This is a genomic window from Microcoleus sp. F4-D5, from assembly GCF_036704885.1.
Classification (GTDB): domain Bacteria; phylum Cyanobacteriota; class Cyanobacteriia; order Cyanobacteriales; family Microcoleaceae; genus Microcoleus.
On sequence record NZ_JAUBSX010000016.1, the window covers coordinates 1 to 15,048 of the forward strand.

A 15,048-nucleotide genomic window follows, 5' to 3' on the forward strand; every position below is an offset into this window, starting at 1 on the left:
GACTTGTCTTTTTTCCACTCGATGATGTCCGGCTTCTACTTGCTCATGCCGGACTGTAGTCTCTGCCTAAATAATCTGCTTTTTTAGCTACTTCAAACCACTCTTTTACGGCGGTATACAGGAGTTTTTGATTCCCTTTTAAAGCTAAAATATAATCTCCTTTTTTCTTGATAATCAGAGATGTTATGTTTTTTTGACATCCCATAGCGTCTATGGTTATTACACTTCCGGCGATTTCTAACATTTCTATTAATGCCGGAATCGCTGTTAGCTCGTTAGATTTTTTATCGACTTTTTTTTGTCCTAAAACCAGTTGATGAGATGAAGACCAGGCACTAACTATATGTAGCGCTTTTTGCTGGTCATTTCGGTCATAAGATTGTTTCATTGTTTTGCCATCAATGGCAATTACGTTTAGTTCTAATTCCCCGACTATGGCATTTACCCAACTCAAAAAACATTCTTGAAACTGCTGCGGTTCAATTCTGGCAAATACCCGACTAAATGTGTCATGAGATGGTATACCATTCGGTAATTCTAGAAAGCTTTTCAACCATTCATATTTGGCATTACCATAGTCTTCTATTGCCACCCATCCGTCGGCACCGAGTCTAGACAGCTAGAATCGCAATCGCTATAATATCTTTGAGTAAGTGTTCTTTACTTCTTTCTATTCTTGGGTCTTTCAAATTGGCAAAATGCTCTAAAAAACTGGTATTTAAAATATTCATTGACGGCAATGAATCTGTTTGTTTTTGTTGGGAAGTTACAGCTTTACTAAAACCTCTTGCCATTGATAGCACGAATAAACTACAATAAACTACCTAAAAATTCATCGGATATAAGTGTAGCATATTTTGGGTTAAAGTTAAGATGCGTTTACCCTGGTTGAGGAGGCGGGTCATCAGATAATATTTTTACCAAAATACTCTCCTGACTTAAATGATATTGAGCATGATTTTAGTGCATTAAAGAGAGCTAAAATGTATGCGTCTCCTGGCACATCTCTTGATGAAATTATTCGTGCTTATTGTGCAGAAAGAGTATCTCATAGTTATTTAAAATGACTATAGCTATAATCTCAGCGCTGTTTTCATTCAGTGCAATAGCGCCGAATAAAAGAATTGCTATTAAATCTTTATGTGCCAAAGATAGAGATTGATTTTGGAGTATTTTTTTTGTTACCGTCAATCCCTAGTTTATTATTGGTTAGTTGACCTGATGCTGGTAGAAAACTGAATTGATAAGAGTAAATTTAGAGTTCTACTTGAGTTGACATTTTTGGTTTTTTGTGGTATCGAGTGCTGTGAGTTTGATGAGATCGCCCGCCCTTCTCGCTATTAAATGTTCGGCGGTTGACGCGATTCTTCTGAGGAGGAGGCTGGCGATCGCACTTTTCCCTATTTTTTGCTAGCCATCCACTTTTGAAGATCGTTAATCGTAAAAACGGCTTGAAAATCCAATCCCGCCTCGCGATAAAACTGGGCACCACCTTGCTCTCTGTCAATCAGCGACAACACGCGATCGACTTTATAACCAGCCGCCCGCAACCGTTCCACCGCCTGCATCGCCGACTTGCCCGTCGTCACCACATCCTCCAAAACCGCTACATTCGTCCCCTCTGGCAACAGTGGGCCCTCAATATACGCCATTGTCCCGTGTCCCTTTGTCTCCTTTCTGACAATTAAAGCTGGTATAGGTCGATCGCCCAAAGCCGAAACTACGCTCACCGCAGTTACAATCGGGTCAGCACCCAAAGTCAAACCGCCCACCGCTTGCACGTCCGACGACAGCATCGACAACAGCAAACGTCCCGTTGCCAAAGCACCTTCAGCGTGCAGCGTCACCGGTTTGCAGTTAATGTAATAAGAACTTTTCTGCCCTGAAGACAGCACAAAATCGCCTTCACGATAAGCAAACTCGCACAACAAATCTAGAAGTCGATCGCGCAATAACTTTAAATCCGCAGCATCCATAACTTACACCGTGTAAAAAACACAAATAATCCGCCGATAATCAGTTTATAGTGGAATCGGAATTAATTAAGGAGGCCCAAATATATGAGTCAAAAGTTAAAAAGCCTGAGCGGCGCGTTGATTCTCGCTGTCGCCTCTGCCGCACTGGCATCCGTCAAACCAGCCCAAGCACAAACAGAGCGATTTCACCCGATTGCCGACGACTTCAACCGACAATTCTTTGAAGCTTCAGGAGACTTTTACCAAAACGTCAGCTTGCAAGGTTACTTTGGCGACTATTTAGGCATCGGTTCCCCCAGCGGAGTCGTTGCCTTTCCCGAAAAAGAAATTGAGCGGGATGCCAGTCGCGTCAACGGCTTTTACCGACGAATAATGCAGCGCCAAGTTTCCAGCGATCCAATTCTCCGCGTCCCGGATGCCGTCAATCCCTTCGATGCCTCAGTCATGGCACTGCCTGCGGCTTGCCAGCTAGCACCTCAACCCAGCGGCTGTTTCGCCACTCCCGCCGGGCTCCAAGATCAGTTTACACTTCCAACACAGCAGCAAGATTCACAGACAGATCCAGGGCCAGTTAGAGGACTTTATCAAGTATCCCCTGTCCGCAAAAATTAATCGATCGACAGTTGCGAGTTTTGAGCCGAGGCGGGTTTACTCTCATCTCGGATTTGTATTAGAGAGAAAGTCTGAACCCGCCCCAAAATTCACTTTTTGGCAATCCTTTCGGTAAACGCACAACTGGCTTTTTTTGACGATCGCGGTTATTTTACAGGAATAAATATTCTCCAATATTTATGCAACAATGCTGCCGTCAGGCATGATTGTTCTTTTCAAAAGAGCTTCGCCCAGATTAGCTCCCGCCAAGTTCGCACCTCTGAGATTTGCCCCGGTCAAATTCGCCCCTCTCAAATCAGCTTTGCCGAGGTTTACCCACCGAAAATCCGCAGCGGTCAACTCTGCAAAACTGAGATTTGCCCTGAAAAGATATGCTCCAGTGAAGTGAGCTTCTCCGAGGTTAGCTTTAGAGAAATTCGCTGCATAACAATGTGCTTCAATCAATTCGGCTTGAGGGAGATTGGCTTGACTCAGATTAGCACAATTGAAGTTTGCACCGATCGCATTAACTCGAAACATCACCGCACCGATTAAATTCGCATCGCCTAAATCAGTTTGTTGGAGATTGGCACCGCTAATGTCCGCCCCAATTAAATTAGCACCGCTCAAATCAGCTCCTCTGAGGTCAGCCTCTTGGAGGTTTGTGCCAGTTAAGTTAGCTTTAATCAAATTAGTTTCTAACAGTTGCGCTCCGGAAAGATTTGCTAAACTGAGGTTAGATTCGGCGAAGTTGGCCGCAATTAACTTAGCCTTAAACAAGTCTGCTTTCAAAAGGTTCGACCGCCAAAGATGCGCCCCCCTGAGATTTGCTTGTGCGAGATTAGCTTCGCTCAGATCCGGTTCTATATTCGGGTTGAGATTTCTCCACTCAATCCAAGTAACTGCACCTTTTTTCAGGAGCGCTAAATGCTGTTTGTTTGCCATAATTACATCTCCTTTAACGGCTATTCCTTGCGACCAAAAATTGCTGGATTTTCCCTACCAGCCACACTTTCCACCGCCGCAATCGCTGCCTGGGAACCTGCTATAATATCTCGTTCTGCGCCGCCGAGGTAAAGCCGTCCGAAACTACCGACAGCCTGAACCTCTAATATGTTAATAGATGCGCCTTTTTCTGCTTCATTTGCCGCCAGCGCTGCATAGGCCGCCGGTTCTACTTCTAAGACGTAAAGCGTTTGTCCCGCCAGCAGCAACTGTCCGCGGCGGGTGCGGTTGATTAATTGTGTTTGGTGGGCGTCAATATTGCGAATAATTTGACTGGAAATCACTCGCGGTTTGATACATTCTTCTCTGCGGACTCCGATGAATTCTAGAATTGCTTTACCTGCAGCCCGCGTTTCCCCCTGCTGACTCGAGTGTACTTCCAGAAGACCGTACAAGCGTTCGACTATCTGCACTCCCGGGCGCACGGAGGCAGATTTGAGGGCGACATCGGTAATTCGGTTAATTTCTATACCGGGCGAGATTTCTATCCACAGCGACGCATCCCCCGGCAGCGGTAAGAATCCGGCGGCGACTGTACCTATGTATGCTGCGTGCTGCGGCTGCAAATTGTCTAGAAATACGTAGCTGCGTAGCTCTATTCCCAAAAGTTTTTATCTCCGTCGATCGAGTTCTAACTGTTCTCTGTGCAATTGTTTGTGCAATATCTGAGTTTACCTTTTTTTGTCAACAACACCTTGTCTGTTGTCGGGAAATGCCGGAGTGCCTGACAACCTAGTGAGGTGTCAGACCCGCGATTTCTAGTGTCCGAGTGCCTCCGCGAGCAATTTTTAATTTCGTGCCCCTGCTAAAAATTTGATATCAATCTGTAGTAATAGGTGGAACTTAGCAATGTTTACTGCTACAGGTGGATTTAACTTTAAAAGCCGATCGATATAGTTGTGATAGTTAAAGATTTTTCCCAACGCAGAGAGCTTTTGAATTATGAAACGTTCTGATTTATCCAAAGCAATCGGTGCAGGTATTATAGCTGCTGGTTTAGCCATAGCACCAGCTCATCTGCCTGCTTCTGCTCAGACAGATACAACTGGCGGTACTAACAGCACCACCACCACAACCACTCCTCGCTCTGATGTCTACAATACAGAAACCGATCGCGATTTTGATTGGGGATGGTTGGGATTGCTAGGCTTGTCTGGTTTGTTGGGCTTGATTCCCCGCAAACGCGAAGAAAATGTCCGCTATACCACTACAACAGGCGATCGCGATCCAGCCGTTCGCACCGACTACCGCTAATAATCGAGTCTTAGGGCTGTGGGCATGATGCAGGGACAGGATGTTTTAACCTGTTCGACGATCGCCAACAATCATCAAAAAACCTCCATCGGTGGGGTTTTTTTGTTTGAGACGATGCGCGATCGAACGGCTATAAAATTGGCGAGATCTCAGATATTGCACCATTGTCAAGAATCGGCTTTCCGGCCTGTTCCATAATAGATAGATTTTCTTGTGTGCCGCTGCTCAGAGCAACGCTCATAAAATCCTGATTGAGAATAGTCAAACATCTCAGATCTAACCGGATTTGATATTATTTATTTCTTCCTTTCTTCTTCCTTTCTTCCTTCGCATTCTTAGCGTCTTCGCGGTTCGTTAAATAAAGACTTTTCAGACACAAAAAGACCTTAAAAAATGTTTTTGCCAGAACGATCGAGCAAATCCAAAATCGCCTGCACCAACTTATCGGGGTCTAAAGGCTTAGCAATGTGGCGCTGGAACCCCGCAGCCAGGGCCTGCTGATAGTCAATTTCTCCAGCATAAGCGGTGAGGGCGATCGCCGGAACCAGTCCCCCTCGGTCGGGCGCCAGAGCCCGAACCTGCCGCAGCAACATATAACCGTCAGTGTCGGGCATTCCAATATCGCTCAACAGCAAATCCGGCACAGACTCAGCTAAAACCGCCAAGGCATCAGCGGCGTTAGCAACTGCCGTAACACTTGCCCCACAATTCTCAAGCATAAAAATCACCAAATCTCGCGCATCGGCATCATCATCGACCGCTAACACCCTGATACCGCTCAAATTGAAGGATTGTTCCGGCGGCGGAGTTGGCGCAGGATTTCTGTGAGGTTGCACGGGCATCAGGGGTATCCAGACGGTCAAGGTTGCGCCTTTGCCTTCGCCAGAACTGTAGGATTTCACCGTGCCGCCGTGGAGTTCGACGAGATAGCGGACGATCGCCAATCCTAAACCCAATCCGCCAAACTTGCGCGTCATCGTGCTGTCAGCTTGCCGGAAGTAGTCGAATACATAGGGCAGAAAATCAGGTTCGATACCTTTTCCCGTATCAGTTACAGTAATTTGGGCGTTGGTGTCCACCCGATCGAGAACGACTTGGATTTTGCCTCCCGGCGGCGTGAACTTGACGGCATTTGACAGCAAATTCCAGACTACCTGCTGAAGTCTCCCCGCATCCCCCAACACCGGGCCGAGATTCGGTGCAAATCGAGTGCTGATTGGAATCGATTTGACTTCCGCCGCCAGACGCACCGTTTCAATAGCAGCGCGGATCACCCCGGCTAAATCCACAGGTGCAATATTCAAGCTGACCTTGCCTTGCAGAATCCCCGACACGTCGAGCAAATCTTCGATAAGCTGGGTTTGCAGTTTGGCGTTGCGCTCGATCGTCTCTAAGGCGTAACGCTGCTTTTCCGGTGTCAGAATGTTCGATCGCAGCAGCTTCGTCCAGCCCACAATCGGGTTTAAGGGAGTCCGCAATTCGTGGGACAAAACAGCCAAAAATTCGTCTTTGACGCGGTTAGCCTGTTCTGCCTCTTCCCGCGCGGCTTTTTCCAGCGCCAGAAGGCGTTCCCGTTCCGCTGCGGCAAGTTTGCGATCGGTAATGTCAGTGTTGGTGCCGCACCAGCGCAGCACCTTGCCTCGATCGTTGCGAATCGGCACGGCGCGGGAGAGAAACCAGCGGTACGATCCGTCTTTGCCGCGCAAAGGGAAAGTATCTTCCCAGAGTTCACCTGTTTCCATGCAGTGCCTAAATTTTTCGACAACGCGATCGACGTGTTCCGGGTGGTGCACCTGCTGCCAGCCCCAGCCCTGCATTTCCTCTAGGGTGGTGCCCGTGTAGTCAAACCAGCGCTGGTTGTACCAGAAAATCCAGCCGGTGGCATCTGTCATCCAGGCCAACTGAGCGATGTTGTCAGCTAGAGCGCGGAACCGAGCCTCGCTTTCGTGCAGCTCATGCAGGGCTCGCGCGTGCAGGATCACCGTCCAGAGGCGAGCCACCACTTCTTGCATCAGCCACACTTCATCGGGCCGCCAGTGCCGAACCACCTTTGATGTCACCAGCAAAAGAGCCACCCAGCGCCCTTCCTGAAGGCAGGGAACATCGACCAAAGCGCGAATGCAAACGGCACCGTAGTTATCGAATAAATGCGCTGTATTCGGGTCATTAGCGATATCTGAGATGACAAGTGTTTGACCTGCCATGGAGAGAGCTTTCAGTTCTGCCGTCTTAAAGTCTGAGATTTGATAGATGCCGACGGTGCTGGGGAGGTCGGACTGGTGCCAGTCTTGCCGGACAATTGCCCGATCGGCTTCTAAATCGATTTCATGCCATATGCAGCGATCGACATTTAAATATTCTCCCACACTGTGCATGGCTTCCCACAACATTTCTGCGGGGTTAGAGCGCTGCCGCAAGCGGAGTTCGAGATCGGAGAGAAACTGCTCGTTGAGTTGGGCTTGTTTGCGATCGTGAATATCGGTATTCGTGCCGATCCACTCGACAATCTGGCCTCCCGCGCCGCGAATTGGCACGGCGCGGGACAAATGCCAGCGTTCCATTTGGTCTGCTGCCCGCCGCAGGCGCAGCTCAACTTGATAAACTTCTCCGGTGATTCGACATTCTTGCCAGCGGGCAGAAGCTTCTGCCGCATCGGACGGCGGCACCAGAGACTCCCAATTGTTGTGAGCGGCTTCCTCGTAAGACATTCCCAGATATTCCAACCATTTTTGTTGATTGGTAAAACGAATTTCTCCGGCGGAGTCTACGTTCCAAATCAGGTGGGGCAGCGACTCAGCCAGGAAGCGGAAGCGGCGGTCGCTTTCTGCTAAGCTTTCTTCGGCTCGTTTGCGATCGTCAATATCAATCCCTATCCCCGCCCATTGCACCACCTGTCTCTTCCTGTCTTTGACGGGAACAAGTCGCGCTAAATGCCAGCGGTAAGTACCGTCAAACCTGCGTACCCGACACTCAAATTCGTAGGCTTCCCCTGCTTCTATCGCAGGAGTGCGGATGGCGACAACTGCTGGCAGATCCTCAGGATGAAATAAGTGCAGCACCGGTGCAGCCAGCGGCAATTCTGGCCTCATGCCCGTATAGGTTTTCCAGTGTTGGTTGCAAAACTCTAACCTGCCGTCGGCAGTGTTGATCCACATTAATTGGGGGACGGCATCGGCGAGGCTGCGGTAGCGATTTTCGCTTTGCCGCAGTGCTTCTTCTATTTGCTCGCGCTCGGTTTTGTCCTGCATGATTTTCAGCAAACCTTGCACGTCGCCTGCTGCGTCGCGCAGGGGCATCACCAGTCCGCTGCCCCAAAAGCGACTGCCATCTTTGCGGACGTGCCAGCGCTCGTTTTCTGCTTTTCCCTGAGTCAGGGCGATGTGCCTTTCTACTTCCGGCTTTCTGGCAGCAGAGTCTTCTGGGGTGAAGATGATTCTTCCGTCCTGCCCGACGATTTCAGCTTCGCTATAGCCCAGCAATCTCTGGGCGCCTGCGTTCCAACTGGTAACGTGTCCGTCGGTGTCGGTGGTGAAGATGGCGTAGTCTTTGGCGCTGTCGAGAATCAACTGCAGGTGGTTTTCACGATCGCGCAGTGCTGCTTCTGCTTGTTTGTGCTTGGTAATGTCGGTTGTGAAGCCGACTATTTTGGTCACTTCACCTTGCTGGTTGCGGATCGAACAGGCGCGTTCCCAAACATCGATCCAGCGCCCGTCTTCGTGCCGGACTCGGTACTCGCTTTCGTAGCGCTCAACACTCAAGAGTTCTGCCGTCTCCGCTTGGATGCGCGCCAAATCGACGGGATGGATGCGTTCTCTCCACCACTCTGGTGTTGTCTGTGCATCCTCTGGGCGTACACCGACGAGGGAGTACAGCCCCTCGGAACGGTAAACCGTGTTCGCTGCGAAATCCCACTCAAACACGATGCCGTCGATCGCCCTTGCAGCTAAATGAAAGCGGTTGTTGCTTTCTTGCAAGGCGAGTTCGGTGATTTTGCGATCGGTAATTTCCTGTACCACGACATTAATCCCGACAATCTCCCCCCCCCTGTCTTTGAGCGGCCACCAATTCTCGAGCCAAGTGCGAACAACACCGGGTTGAGCCTTGGTTTCACCCGTGAGTTCCAAATTCAGCATCGGTTCTCCGGTTTCGAGAAGGCGGCCCAACAAAGGTTCGGCTGTGTCTGCCAACTCGGGGACTATTTCGCGCACGGTGCGGCCGATGTGCGCTTCGACGGACAAGCCGTTGATTTCTGCTAACCGCTGGTTGATCCGGAGGAACCGCAAATCTGTATCTAAAACGGCCAAACCGACGGGAGTTGTTTGGTAGAGCGATTCTATCTCTGCAAGTTGACGGCGCACGGTTTGCTCGCTCTGGTGCAGGGCGAGTTCGGCGTTTTTGCGATCGGTAGCATCAAATAATACTCCGATAAACCGCACTGCTTCGCCCGCGGTGTCGTAGAGATAGCGCCCGAACGCCCTCAACCAGCGGATTTCTCCGCTGTCTGCCCGGATGATGCGGTATTCGGGGGAGTAGAGCGATCTCGTTTGCCGAGCTGTTTTGGCTGCTTGCATGACTTGTTGTAAGTCGTCTGGATGCACGCATTTTTCCCACACAGAGGCGCTTGCTTCGCCGCCCGGTAGGGGTTCGCAGCCCAAAATGCTGAAATGGGTCGCCGACCAAATTACTCGATGTGTTCGCACGTCAAAATCCCAGGTTGCCATGCCTGAGCCTTCGATGGCGACGCTCAAACGTTCTTCGCTTTGTTTTAAGGCAATTTCAGTTTGTTTGCGATCGGTGATATCTGTCAGGGAACCCACGGCCCGCACGGGATTGCCTGATTCGTCCCAAATGGCTCGCCCTCTGGCTAAAACCCATTTGTAGCGCCCGTCCCGACAGCGAACGCGGTACTCGCAGGAGTAATGTGAGGTTTCTCGATGCAAGTGCTGCTGCCAATTGCTTTGCATTATCTCCAAATCATCGGGATGAATGTAGCTCAAAAATTGGCCCAAGTCCTTGACTTCTTCGGGCCCGCGTTCCAAAATCTCTAAACAGCGATCGCTCAGGATCTGGTAATTGGTTTGCAGGTTGCGATCCCAAATGCCGTCGTTGTTGCCGGCACAGGCTAGCTGCCAGCGTTCTTCGCTTTCTCTCAAAGCTTCTTTGGTTCGATTGGCGCGATCGATTTGTACGGCGGCAACGGCAAAGTCTGCTAGGGCGATCGCGATCTGCAAGTCTTCGGCATCGAATTGGCGGTCGGCATCGTGAGATACAATCCATATTGCTCCCAGCGGTTGATTTTCTGCTTGCAGCGGCACGACTAGCGCTTCGGCGATCGGCAATTCTAGCTGTTGCAAGTCGGTAAAGTATTTTTCGGGAGCGAAGTAAAGCTGGGGAGTTTGGCGATCGAAACGAGTTCCCGACAAACGCAATTTGCGCGGTGTGTTTTTATCTTCTGCGGCTTCCCACGCGCCCGCCACAGCCACCCACTGAAAGATTTGTTCGGAACTGGTATTTTCTGTGAGCAAGCAGACTCCGACACTTCCTGCGCCGCACAAATCTTTAGCGATCCCAACCAGTGTTTTGAGCAGCCTGTGGGGTGAGGTTGCCAATTGTTTGGCCAGCGTTTGCAGCGCTCGGTTTTCTGCTTTTCGATCGTGCGATCGAGGGATGCGGCGCGACAGTTCATCGGCGATCGGAATATCAGTTAAATTAGTTTCTGGGGTTGGCCAAGCTTCCATCTATTAGTCGTCTCTACGTCTTTCTGTCTGAGCTGGCGAGCGTATATCAGCGCCTTCTTAATGCATCTGCTACAAATTATAGCATCTACCTAGAAACATAATTAGTTATCTCTCTGGGGAATTACTTTTTAGTTTTCAGGCTAGTTGATTGCCTTAGTTGCCTTTACTCTTGTCGCCACCTTACCCACAATTTTATTCTAAGATTGCGCTTTTTTCCAGCTCTAACTCGCACAGAAATTCCGTCTGTGCTGGCTTGGGAAAATACTGCGATAGTTCAGTCGCTAGGTGGGATCGAACAGCACGGCTACCATTAACCTTTAATTGTAGATGTCCCAGCGCGGCAGTGACAAGCAAAGCGCTGGCAAAGTTAGATGCAAATATTCCCGCTTAGGCTTTGCCGCCTTTGTAGTCTGGCAAGGCGAACGAACACTGCCATTTTCCCGGTATAATTATGCTCATTGCTGAGATGCTTTTAGCAGTAATCGGCGAAATGGCAGACAGTATTTACCATGCTTGATTGCGGAAGTTAGTGTTAATCAATTGCCGCGGCGGACAGCCGCAGGTAATGGAAATTGCGGCGCGGGACATTCATCGCAAAGATCGGGATGTCTCTGTTTTTTCGCTGTTTGTTTGGCGGGTTCCGAATGTTGCTGCTGAATTATTCAGTCCAGGACGCAAAAACATCGCTACAACGAGAAACCAGTTTTTTTTGGGAAGCGTGCGTCCTGGACTGTTATTCAGTCTGAAGGAGTTGGAGTTTGGGATTCACGCTGGTAATGCAGAAACGAGTTTGATGTTGTCGATTTTGCCGTCGCAGGTGAAAATGGAACTGGCTGTTACAGAATATCCGAAGAATTTGCCGATCGACAGTTTGCTGAGTATGGAAGGCAATTTGCCTTTTGCTTGGCTGACGCGAGAGTTGACTGAAAGCGGTGTGTTGGGCGATGCGACGGCGGCGAAAGAAAAGGGATCTCGGATTCGAGAATCTCTCTCTGACGGTTGAGTACGAGTTATCAAATGTTTACAAATTTCAACAGCCGGGAAGTAATTCGATTTTAGATTTTAAATTTTAGATTTTAGATTGGGTAATTGGGAATGACTGATTGTGTAGGAGTTGGGACTTTGCGTAGAGTTGCATTCTTTTTGAAGGGTGTAATTAAAAATTAAGAATAAAAAATCAAAATTTGTTCTAATCCGTGTCAAAATGAGTCTAAGAAATTTTTTGAGTTGGAAAACTAACGATGAGTGTAAATTCTAAATTGCAGCGCGCATTTGAGCAAGGTCGCGCCCTGAAAATTATCAGCGGTTTAAATAATTTTGATGCCGCGAACGTTGCGGCTGTCGTCAAAGCAGCGGATCTCGGCGGTGCTTCCTTTGTCGATATTGCTGCCGATCGAGATTTGGTATTGATGGCAAAACAATTGACAAATTTGCCAGTTTGTGTATCTGCTGTGGAACCGGAAAAGTTTGTGCCTGCGGTAGAAGCTGGCGCTGATTTGATTGAAATTGGCAACTTTGATGCTTTCTACGCAGTAGGTCGCCGCTTTGAAGCTGAGGAAGTTTTGCAGTTGACTCGCGAAACTCGATCGCTATTTCCGAACATCACTCTTTCTGTAACAGTTCCCCACATTTTGGCACTCGACAAACAAGTGCAATTAGCAACAGAATTAGTCAAAGCTGGGGCTAACATCATCCAAACCGAAGGCGGCACCAGCGCCCAACCAATTCACGCCGGCACCCTGGGATTAATTGAAAAAGCAGCGCCTACTTTAGCCGCAGCCTTTGAAATTTCCCGCGCCGTATCAGTCCCCGTACTCTGCGCTTCCGGCATCTCCAGCGTCACCGCACCCCTCGCTATTGCAGCCGGTGCTGCTGGTATTGGTGTCGGTTCTGCTGTCAGTCAACTTAATAGCGAAGTGGCGATGATCGCGGCTGTTCGCAGTCTGGTTGAAGCTTTGGCTTTGGTTTCGCGATCGCGCTTTGCGGCTTCAATTTAATTAAGCAGGAAGAAGGAAGAACAAAGCAGGAATCAGGAAGCAGGAATCAGGAAGATTTTTCCATCCCCCAGTCTCCCCCTCTCCCACTCTCCCCTTCTTCCACTCTCCCGCTTTTACCCTCTTCTCCTCCACCACTTTTTCCCTCTTCCAAAACTTCCTTAATAATTGATAAACCACACAGCATAATCATCTAACAACTGATTGTTTGGGGAACTTGCATCAACTGATTCTAAATCTGATAAAGGCAAAGTAAATGTTCTGCAATCGCCGACGCGCTCGACTTTCACAAAAATGTCGTCTTCCTGAAGAACTAAATCCTCCAACCGAGTAATTGTAAAGGTATCGGTATAAGAAGGTTGAGTTTTTTTGAGCCTTGCATATTCTTTTTTGCTCCCTTCACCGATGACATATCCTTCTTCCCATTCAAAATCTTCTATGCCGGTAACGTAGCATGGAAAGTGAAGATTTTGCTTGAGGTAGTCGAGATATTTCATTAAGTTTTCCCTGCTGACATCAATATCTTGAACGCGAAAAATTTTGCTAATTCTAATTTCAAATTGCTCAGCATTAAATTCAGGTTTTGGCGGGAGATGGCGCAATGCTGCGGGCTCGTAGGTTGCGCTCAATTCGGATAATTCCTCCAGCAGGCGCTGAAAGTCGTTTACCGATTTCGGTCTTCTGCCTGCTACAATGGTTTCATCAAGCTGAACTGGAGGAAGTTCGGATTGCGGAGGAAGGGATTTGCTTCGATCGGGGCGATCGTCCAATTTAGATTTGTTAACTTTAGATTTGTTAACTTTAGGCTGGTTAAGTTTAGGCTTGTTAAATTTAGGCATCGCTCGGTCTCGCTGGCTCGGTTTATCAATAAAGTATATCTTGGCAGAAGTACATTCGTGTCTGAGAGGAGGAAGGTGTAATGCAACTACTGAAATCGCCTGATGAATCGCCAGTCTATCAAGGACAATTCGGCGAGTTTACGATTACTCAAAACGATCGCGCGGGAGTGTTGATTTACCGGGTAGGATTGGGGGTGGCGGCGCTGTGTTTTGCGATCGGCACTACTCTGGTGCTGCAACAGGGCGACAACCCGATTGCAATCCAAGCTGTAACACCTATTTTTGCTTGTTTCTGGATAGCTTTAGGCGTCAGCTTGGCAACGATTCACATTTACATGATTGCGCTACACCGAACACTACAGGCGTTTTGGGCGATCGGTGGCGCGGCAGCACTGTTTGTCGCCGTACAAAGCAGCCAACCCCTAGCTTTAGCAGTGTACGAACATCCAGCCACGTTGTGGGGAATTGGCTTTACTTTTGCCGCCTTAAATGGCATTTATTTTAAAGAAGCTTTCTGCTTCAACCGCCTGGAAACTAAGTTTTTGACTCCGGGAGTTCCGCTCTTAATTTTAGGACATATTTTCGGTTTTTTGTCAGCCGAAAATGAACAATTTTTGCTGGCAGTTTGGGCGGCTTTGTTTATCATTTTTGCGGTGCGAAAGTTTTTTCAACCGATGCCGCAGGATATCGGGGATAAGAGCGTTTTTGAGTATTTGAAACACCAATAATTTGGGAATGGGGCATTGGGAATCGGGCATGGAAAATTGGGAAATTATATCACTTTCCCATATCACTTTCCCACTATTTCCCCGTTCCCCAGTCTCGCCGAATCTGACTCCATAGCCGAAAACATCTAGATCGAGTTAAAATGAGAATTCGTCTAATCCGCCGCCAAGAAATGTGGGCAATTACCAGAGAAGGTTGGGTAATTGCTATCATGGGGTTAATCATTGCAATGCTCTTAATTATCACAAATATTCATCCATTCTTGGCAGTAAATGCGCCCATTAAAGCAGATATCTTGGTTGTCGAAGGCTGGTTGCCGGATTATGCGATAAAAAGTGCGCTCGCTGAATTCAAAAAAGGCGAATACCGCCAATTAATTACCACAGGAGTTCCTTTAAGTAAAGGCTTCTATCTCGCTGAATATAAAAATTATGCCGCACTAACTGCTGCGACTTGTATTGCGCTAGGATTTGATAAAAACAAAGTAGTAGCAGTACCAGCAGCGAGTGTTGTCAAACACCGCACTGCTGCTTCTGCGATCGCGCTTCGGGATTGGCTGGCTGCTTCTGCGCTAAAAGTTGACTCAATTAATCTTTATTCTTCTGGCCCTCACGCCCGCAGAAGTTGGATTGTTTTCAAAGAAGTGCTAAATCCTGACATTAAAGTCGGGATTATAGCTGCAAAACCGCAAGATTACGACCCACAAGAATGGTGGAAATCTAGCGACGGTTTTCGGACGGTAATCGGAGAAATTATTGCTTATATTTACGCCCGTTTCGTTGATTGGAAAGCTTAGCCAGTAATTGTCAACTTCCGTCTTAATTTCCTTCGCGTTTTTAGCGCCTTCGCGGTTCGTAAAAATATTTATATAACACTTTTAAATCTGTGGAACTACAGGACAAGGCTCTGCAGTTTCCTACTATAT

14 protein-coding genes and 1 pseudogene are annotated in these 15,048 nt (G+C 48.4%); 8 read left to right on the plus strand and 7 right to left on the minus strand.

The features are described from left to right. Nucleotides 1–43: 43 nt before the first annotated feature. Both QUA80_RS10165 and QUA80_RS10170 read right to left on the minus strand, forming a co-directional pair. On the minus strand, nt 44–592 hold the full coding sequence (locus tag QUA80_RS10165) for an ISAs1 family transposase (RefSeq protein ID WP_333423769.1): 549 nt from the start codon (nt 590–592) through the stop codon (nt 44–46). Between the two features lie 19 nt (nt 593–611). Beyond that, entirely contained in the window at nt 612–794 is a 183-nt protein-coding gene (locus QUA80_RS10170) for a transposase family protein (RefSeq protein WP_333423772.1), read from the minus strand. Between the two features lie 90 nt (nt 795–884). On the opposite strand from QUA80_RS10170, the pseudogene QUA80_RS10175 reads away from it, so the two are divergent. After that, nucleotides 885–1,067 (plus strand): annotated as a pseudogene (locus QUA80_RS10175) (transposase); the annotation flags it as partial. A 333-nt stretch (nt 1,068–1,400) separates the two neighbouring features. Here QUA80_RS10175 and pyrE read toward each other — a convergent pair. After that, nucleotides 1,401–1,976: an orotate phosphoribosyltransferase gene (pyrE, locus tag QUA80_RS10180; protein WP_333423774.1), complete on the minus strand. Its 576-nt coding sequence runs from the start codon at nt 1,974–1,976 to the stop codon at nt 1,401–1,403. Nucleotides 1,977–2,060: 84 nt separating this feature from the next. On the opposite strand from pyrE, the gene QUA80_RS10185 reads away from it, so the two are divergent. Then, nucleotides 2,061–2,588 (plus strand): hypothetical protein, encoded by a 528-nt coding sequence (locus QUA80_RS10185; RefSeq protein WP_333423776.1) that lies wholly within the window; start codon nt 2,061–2,063, stop codon nt 2,586–2,588. Between the two features lie 177 nt (nt 2,589–2,765). Here the strand turns inward: QUA80_RS10185 and QUA80_RS10190 are convergent, their stop codons facing one another. Both QUA80_RS10190 and QUA80_RS10195 read right to left on the minus strand, forming a co-directional pair. Next, nucleotides 2,766–3,512, minus strand: coding sequence for a pentapeptide repeat-containing protein (locus tag QUA80_RS10190; protein WP_333423778.1), 747 nt, complete (start codon nt 3,510–3,512; stop codon nt 2,766–2,768). A 20-nt stretch (nt 3,513–3,532) separates the two neighbouring features. Beyond that, nucleotides 3,533–4,177, minus strand: coding sequence for a hypothetical protein (locus tag QUA80_RS10195; protein ID WP_333240629.1), 645 nt, complete (start codon nt 4,175–4,177; stop codon nt 3,533–3,535). Nucleotides 4,178–4,514: 337 nt separating this feature from the next. Here QUA80_RS10195 and QUA80_RS10200 point away from each other — a divergent pair, with 337 nt between their 5' ends. Then, entirely contained in the window at nt 4,515–4,826 is a 312-nt protein-coding gene (locus tag QUA80_RS10200; protein ID WP_333240631.1) for a WGxxGxxG family protein, read from the plus strand. A gap of 24 nt (nt 4,827–4,850) precedes the next feature. Then, nucleotides 4,851–5,024, plus strand: coding sequence for a hypothetical protein (locus QUA80_RS10205; protein ID WP_333423780.1), 174 nt, complete (start codon nt 4,851–4,853; stop codon nt 5,022–5,024). A gap of 188 nt (nt 5,025–5,212) precedes the next feature. On the opposite strand, the gene QUA80_RS10210 is transcribed toward QUA80_RS10205, so the two are convergent. Continuing rightward, nucleotides 5,213–10,564 carry a PAS domain S-box protein gene (locus QUA80_RS10210; RefSeq protein WP_333423781.1) on the minus strand — a complete coding sequence of 1,784 codons (5,352 nt, stop codon included), beginning with the start codon at nt 10,562–10,564 and terminating at the stop codon, nt 5,213–5,215. A gap of 529 nt (nt 10,565–11,093) precedes the next feature. On the opposite strand from QUA80_RS10210, the gene QUA80_RS33765 reads away from it, so the two are divergent. Both QUA80_RS33765 and QUA80_RS10220 read left to right on the plus strand, forming a co-directional pair. Continuing rightward, nucleotides 11,094–11,567 (plus strand): creatininase family protein, encoded by a 474-nt coding sequence (locus QUA80_RS33765; protein ID WP_445302227.1) that lies wholly within the window; start codon nt 11,094–11,096, stop codon nt 11,565–11,567. Nucleotides 11,568–11,805: 238 nt separating this feature from the next. Further along, nucleotides 11,806–12,561 (plus strand): DUF561 domain-containing protein, encoded by a 756-nt coding sequence (locus QUA80_RS10220; protein WP_333423783.1) that lies wholly within the window; start codon nt 11,806–11,808, stop codon nt 12,559–12,561. Between the two features lie 158 nt (nt 12,562–12,719). Here the strand turns inward: QUA80_RS10220 and QUA80_RS10225 are convergent, their stop codons facing one another. Continuing rightward, nucleotides 12,720–13,397, minus strand: a complete 678-nt coding sequence (locus tag QUA80_RS10225) for a calcium-binding protein (protein ID WP_333423785.1) — start codon at nt 13,395–13,397, stop codon at nt 12,720–12,722. An 80-nt stretch (nt 13,398–13,477) separates the two neighbouring features. Between QUA80_RS10225 and QUA80_RS10230 the strand changes: the two genes are divergently transcribed. Both QUA80_RS10230 and QUA80_RS10235 read left to right on the plus strand, forming a co-directional pair. Beyond that, the gene (locus QUA80_RS10230) at nt 13,478–14,125 is read left to right on the plus strand and encodes a DUF2301 domain-containing membrane protein (protein ID WP_333423787.1); all 648 of its coding nucleotides are present in this window, start codon (nt 13,478–13,480) and stop codon (nt 14,123–14,125) included. Between the two features lie 140 nt (nt 14,126–14,265). Next, the gene (locus tag QUA80_RS10235) at nt 14,266–14,919 is read left to right on the plus strand and encodes a YdcF family protein (RefSeq protein WP_333423788.1); all 654 of its coding nucleotides are present in this window, start codon (nt 14,266–14,268) and stop codon (nt 14,917–14,919) included. Nucleotides 14,920–15,048 lie beyond the last annotated feature (129 nt).

What these genes read in the sequence shown, in the direction of transcription:
- QUA80_RS10170 (WP_333423772.1), bottom strand. Translation starts at nt 794, where the DNA reads ATGGCAAGAGGTTTTAGTAAAGCTGTAACTTCCCAACAAAAACAAACA.
- QUA80_RS10205 (WP_333423780.1), top strand. Translation starts at nt 4,851, where the DNA reads ATGATGCAGGGACAGGATGTTTTAACCTGTTCGACGATCGCCAACAAT.
- QUA80_RS10200 (WP_333240631.1), top strand. Translation starts at nt 4,515, where the DNA reads ATGAAACGTTCTGATTTATCCAAAGCAATCGGTGCAGGTATTATAGCT.
- QUA80_RS10230 (WP_333423787.1), top strand. Translation starts at nt 13,478, where the DNA reads ATGCAACTACTGAAATCGCCTGATGAATCGCCAGTCTATCAAGGACAA.
- QUA80_RS10220 (WP_333423783.1), top strand. Translation starts at nt 11,806, where the DNA reads ATGAGTGTAAATTCTAAATTGCAGCGCGCATTTGAGCAAGGTCGCGCC.
- QUA80_RS10185 (WP_333423776.1), top strand. Translation starts at nt 2,061, where the DNA reads ATGAGTCAAAAGTTAAAAAGCCTGAGCGGCGCGTTGATTCTCGCTGTC.
- pyrE (WP_333423774.1), bottom strand. Translation starts at nt 1,976, where the DNA reads ATGGATGCTGCGGATTTAAAGTTATTGCGCGATCGACTTCTAGATTTG.
- QUA80_RS10190 (WP_333423778.1), bottom strand. Translation starts at nt 3,512, where the DNA reads ATGGCAAACAAACAGCATTTAGCGCTCCTGAAAAAAGGTGCAGTTACT.
- QUA80_RS10210 (WP_333423781.1), bottom strand. Translation starts at nt 10,564, where the DNA reads ATGGAAGCTTGGCCAACCCCAGAAACTAATTTAACTGATATTCCGATC.
- QUA80_RS10225 (WP_333423785.1), bottom strand. Translation starts at nt 13,397, where the DNA reads ATGCCTAAATTTAACAAGCCTAAACTTAACCAGCCTAAAGTTAACAAA.
- QUA80_RS10235 (WP_333423788.1), top strand. Translation starts at nt 14,266, where the DNA reads ATGAGAATTCGTCTAATCCGCCGCCAAGAAATGTGGGCAATTACCAGA.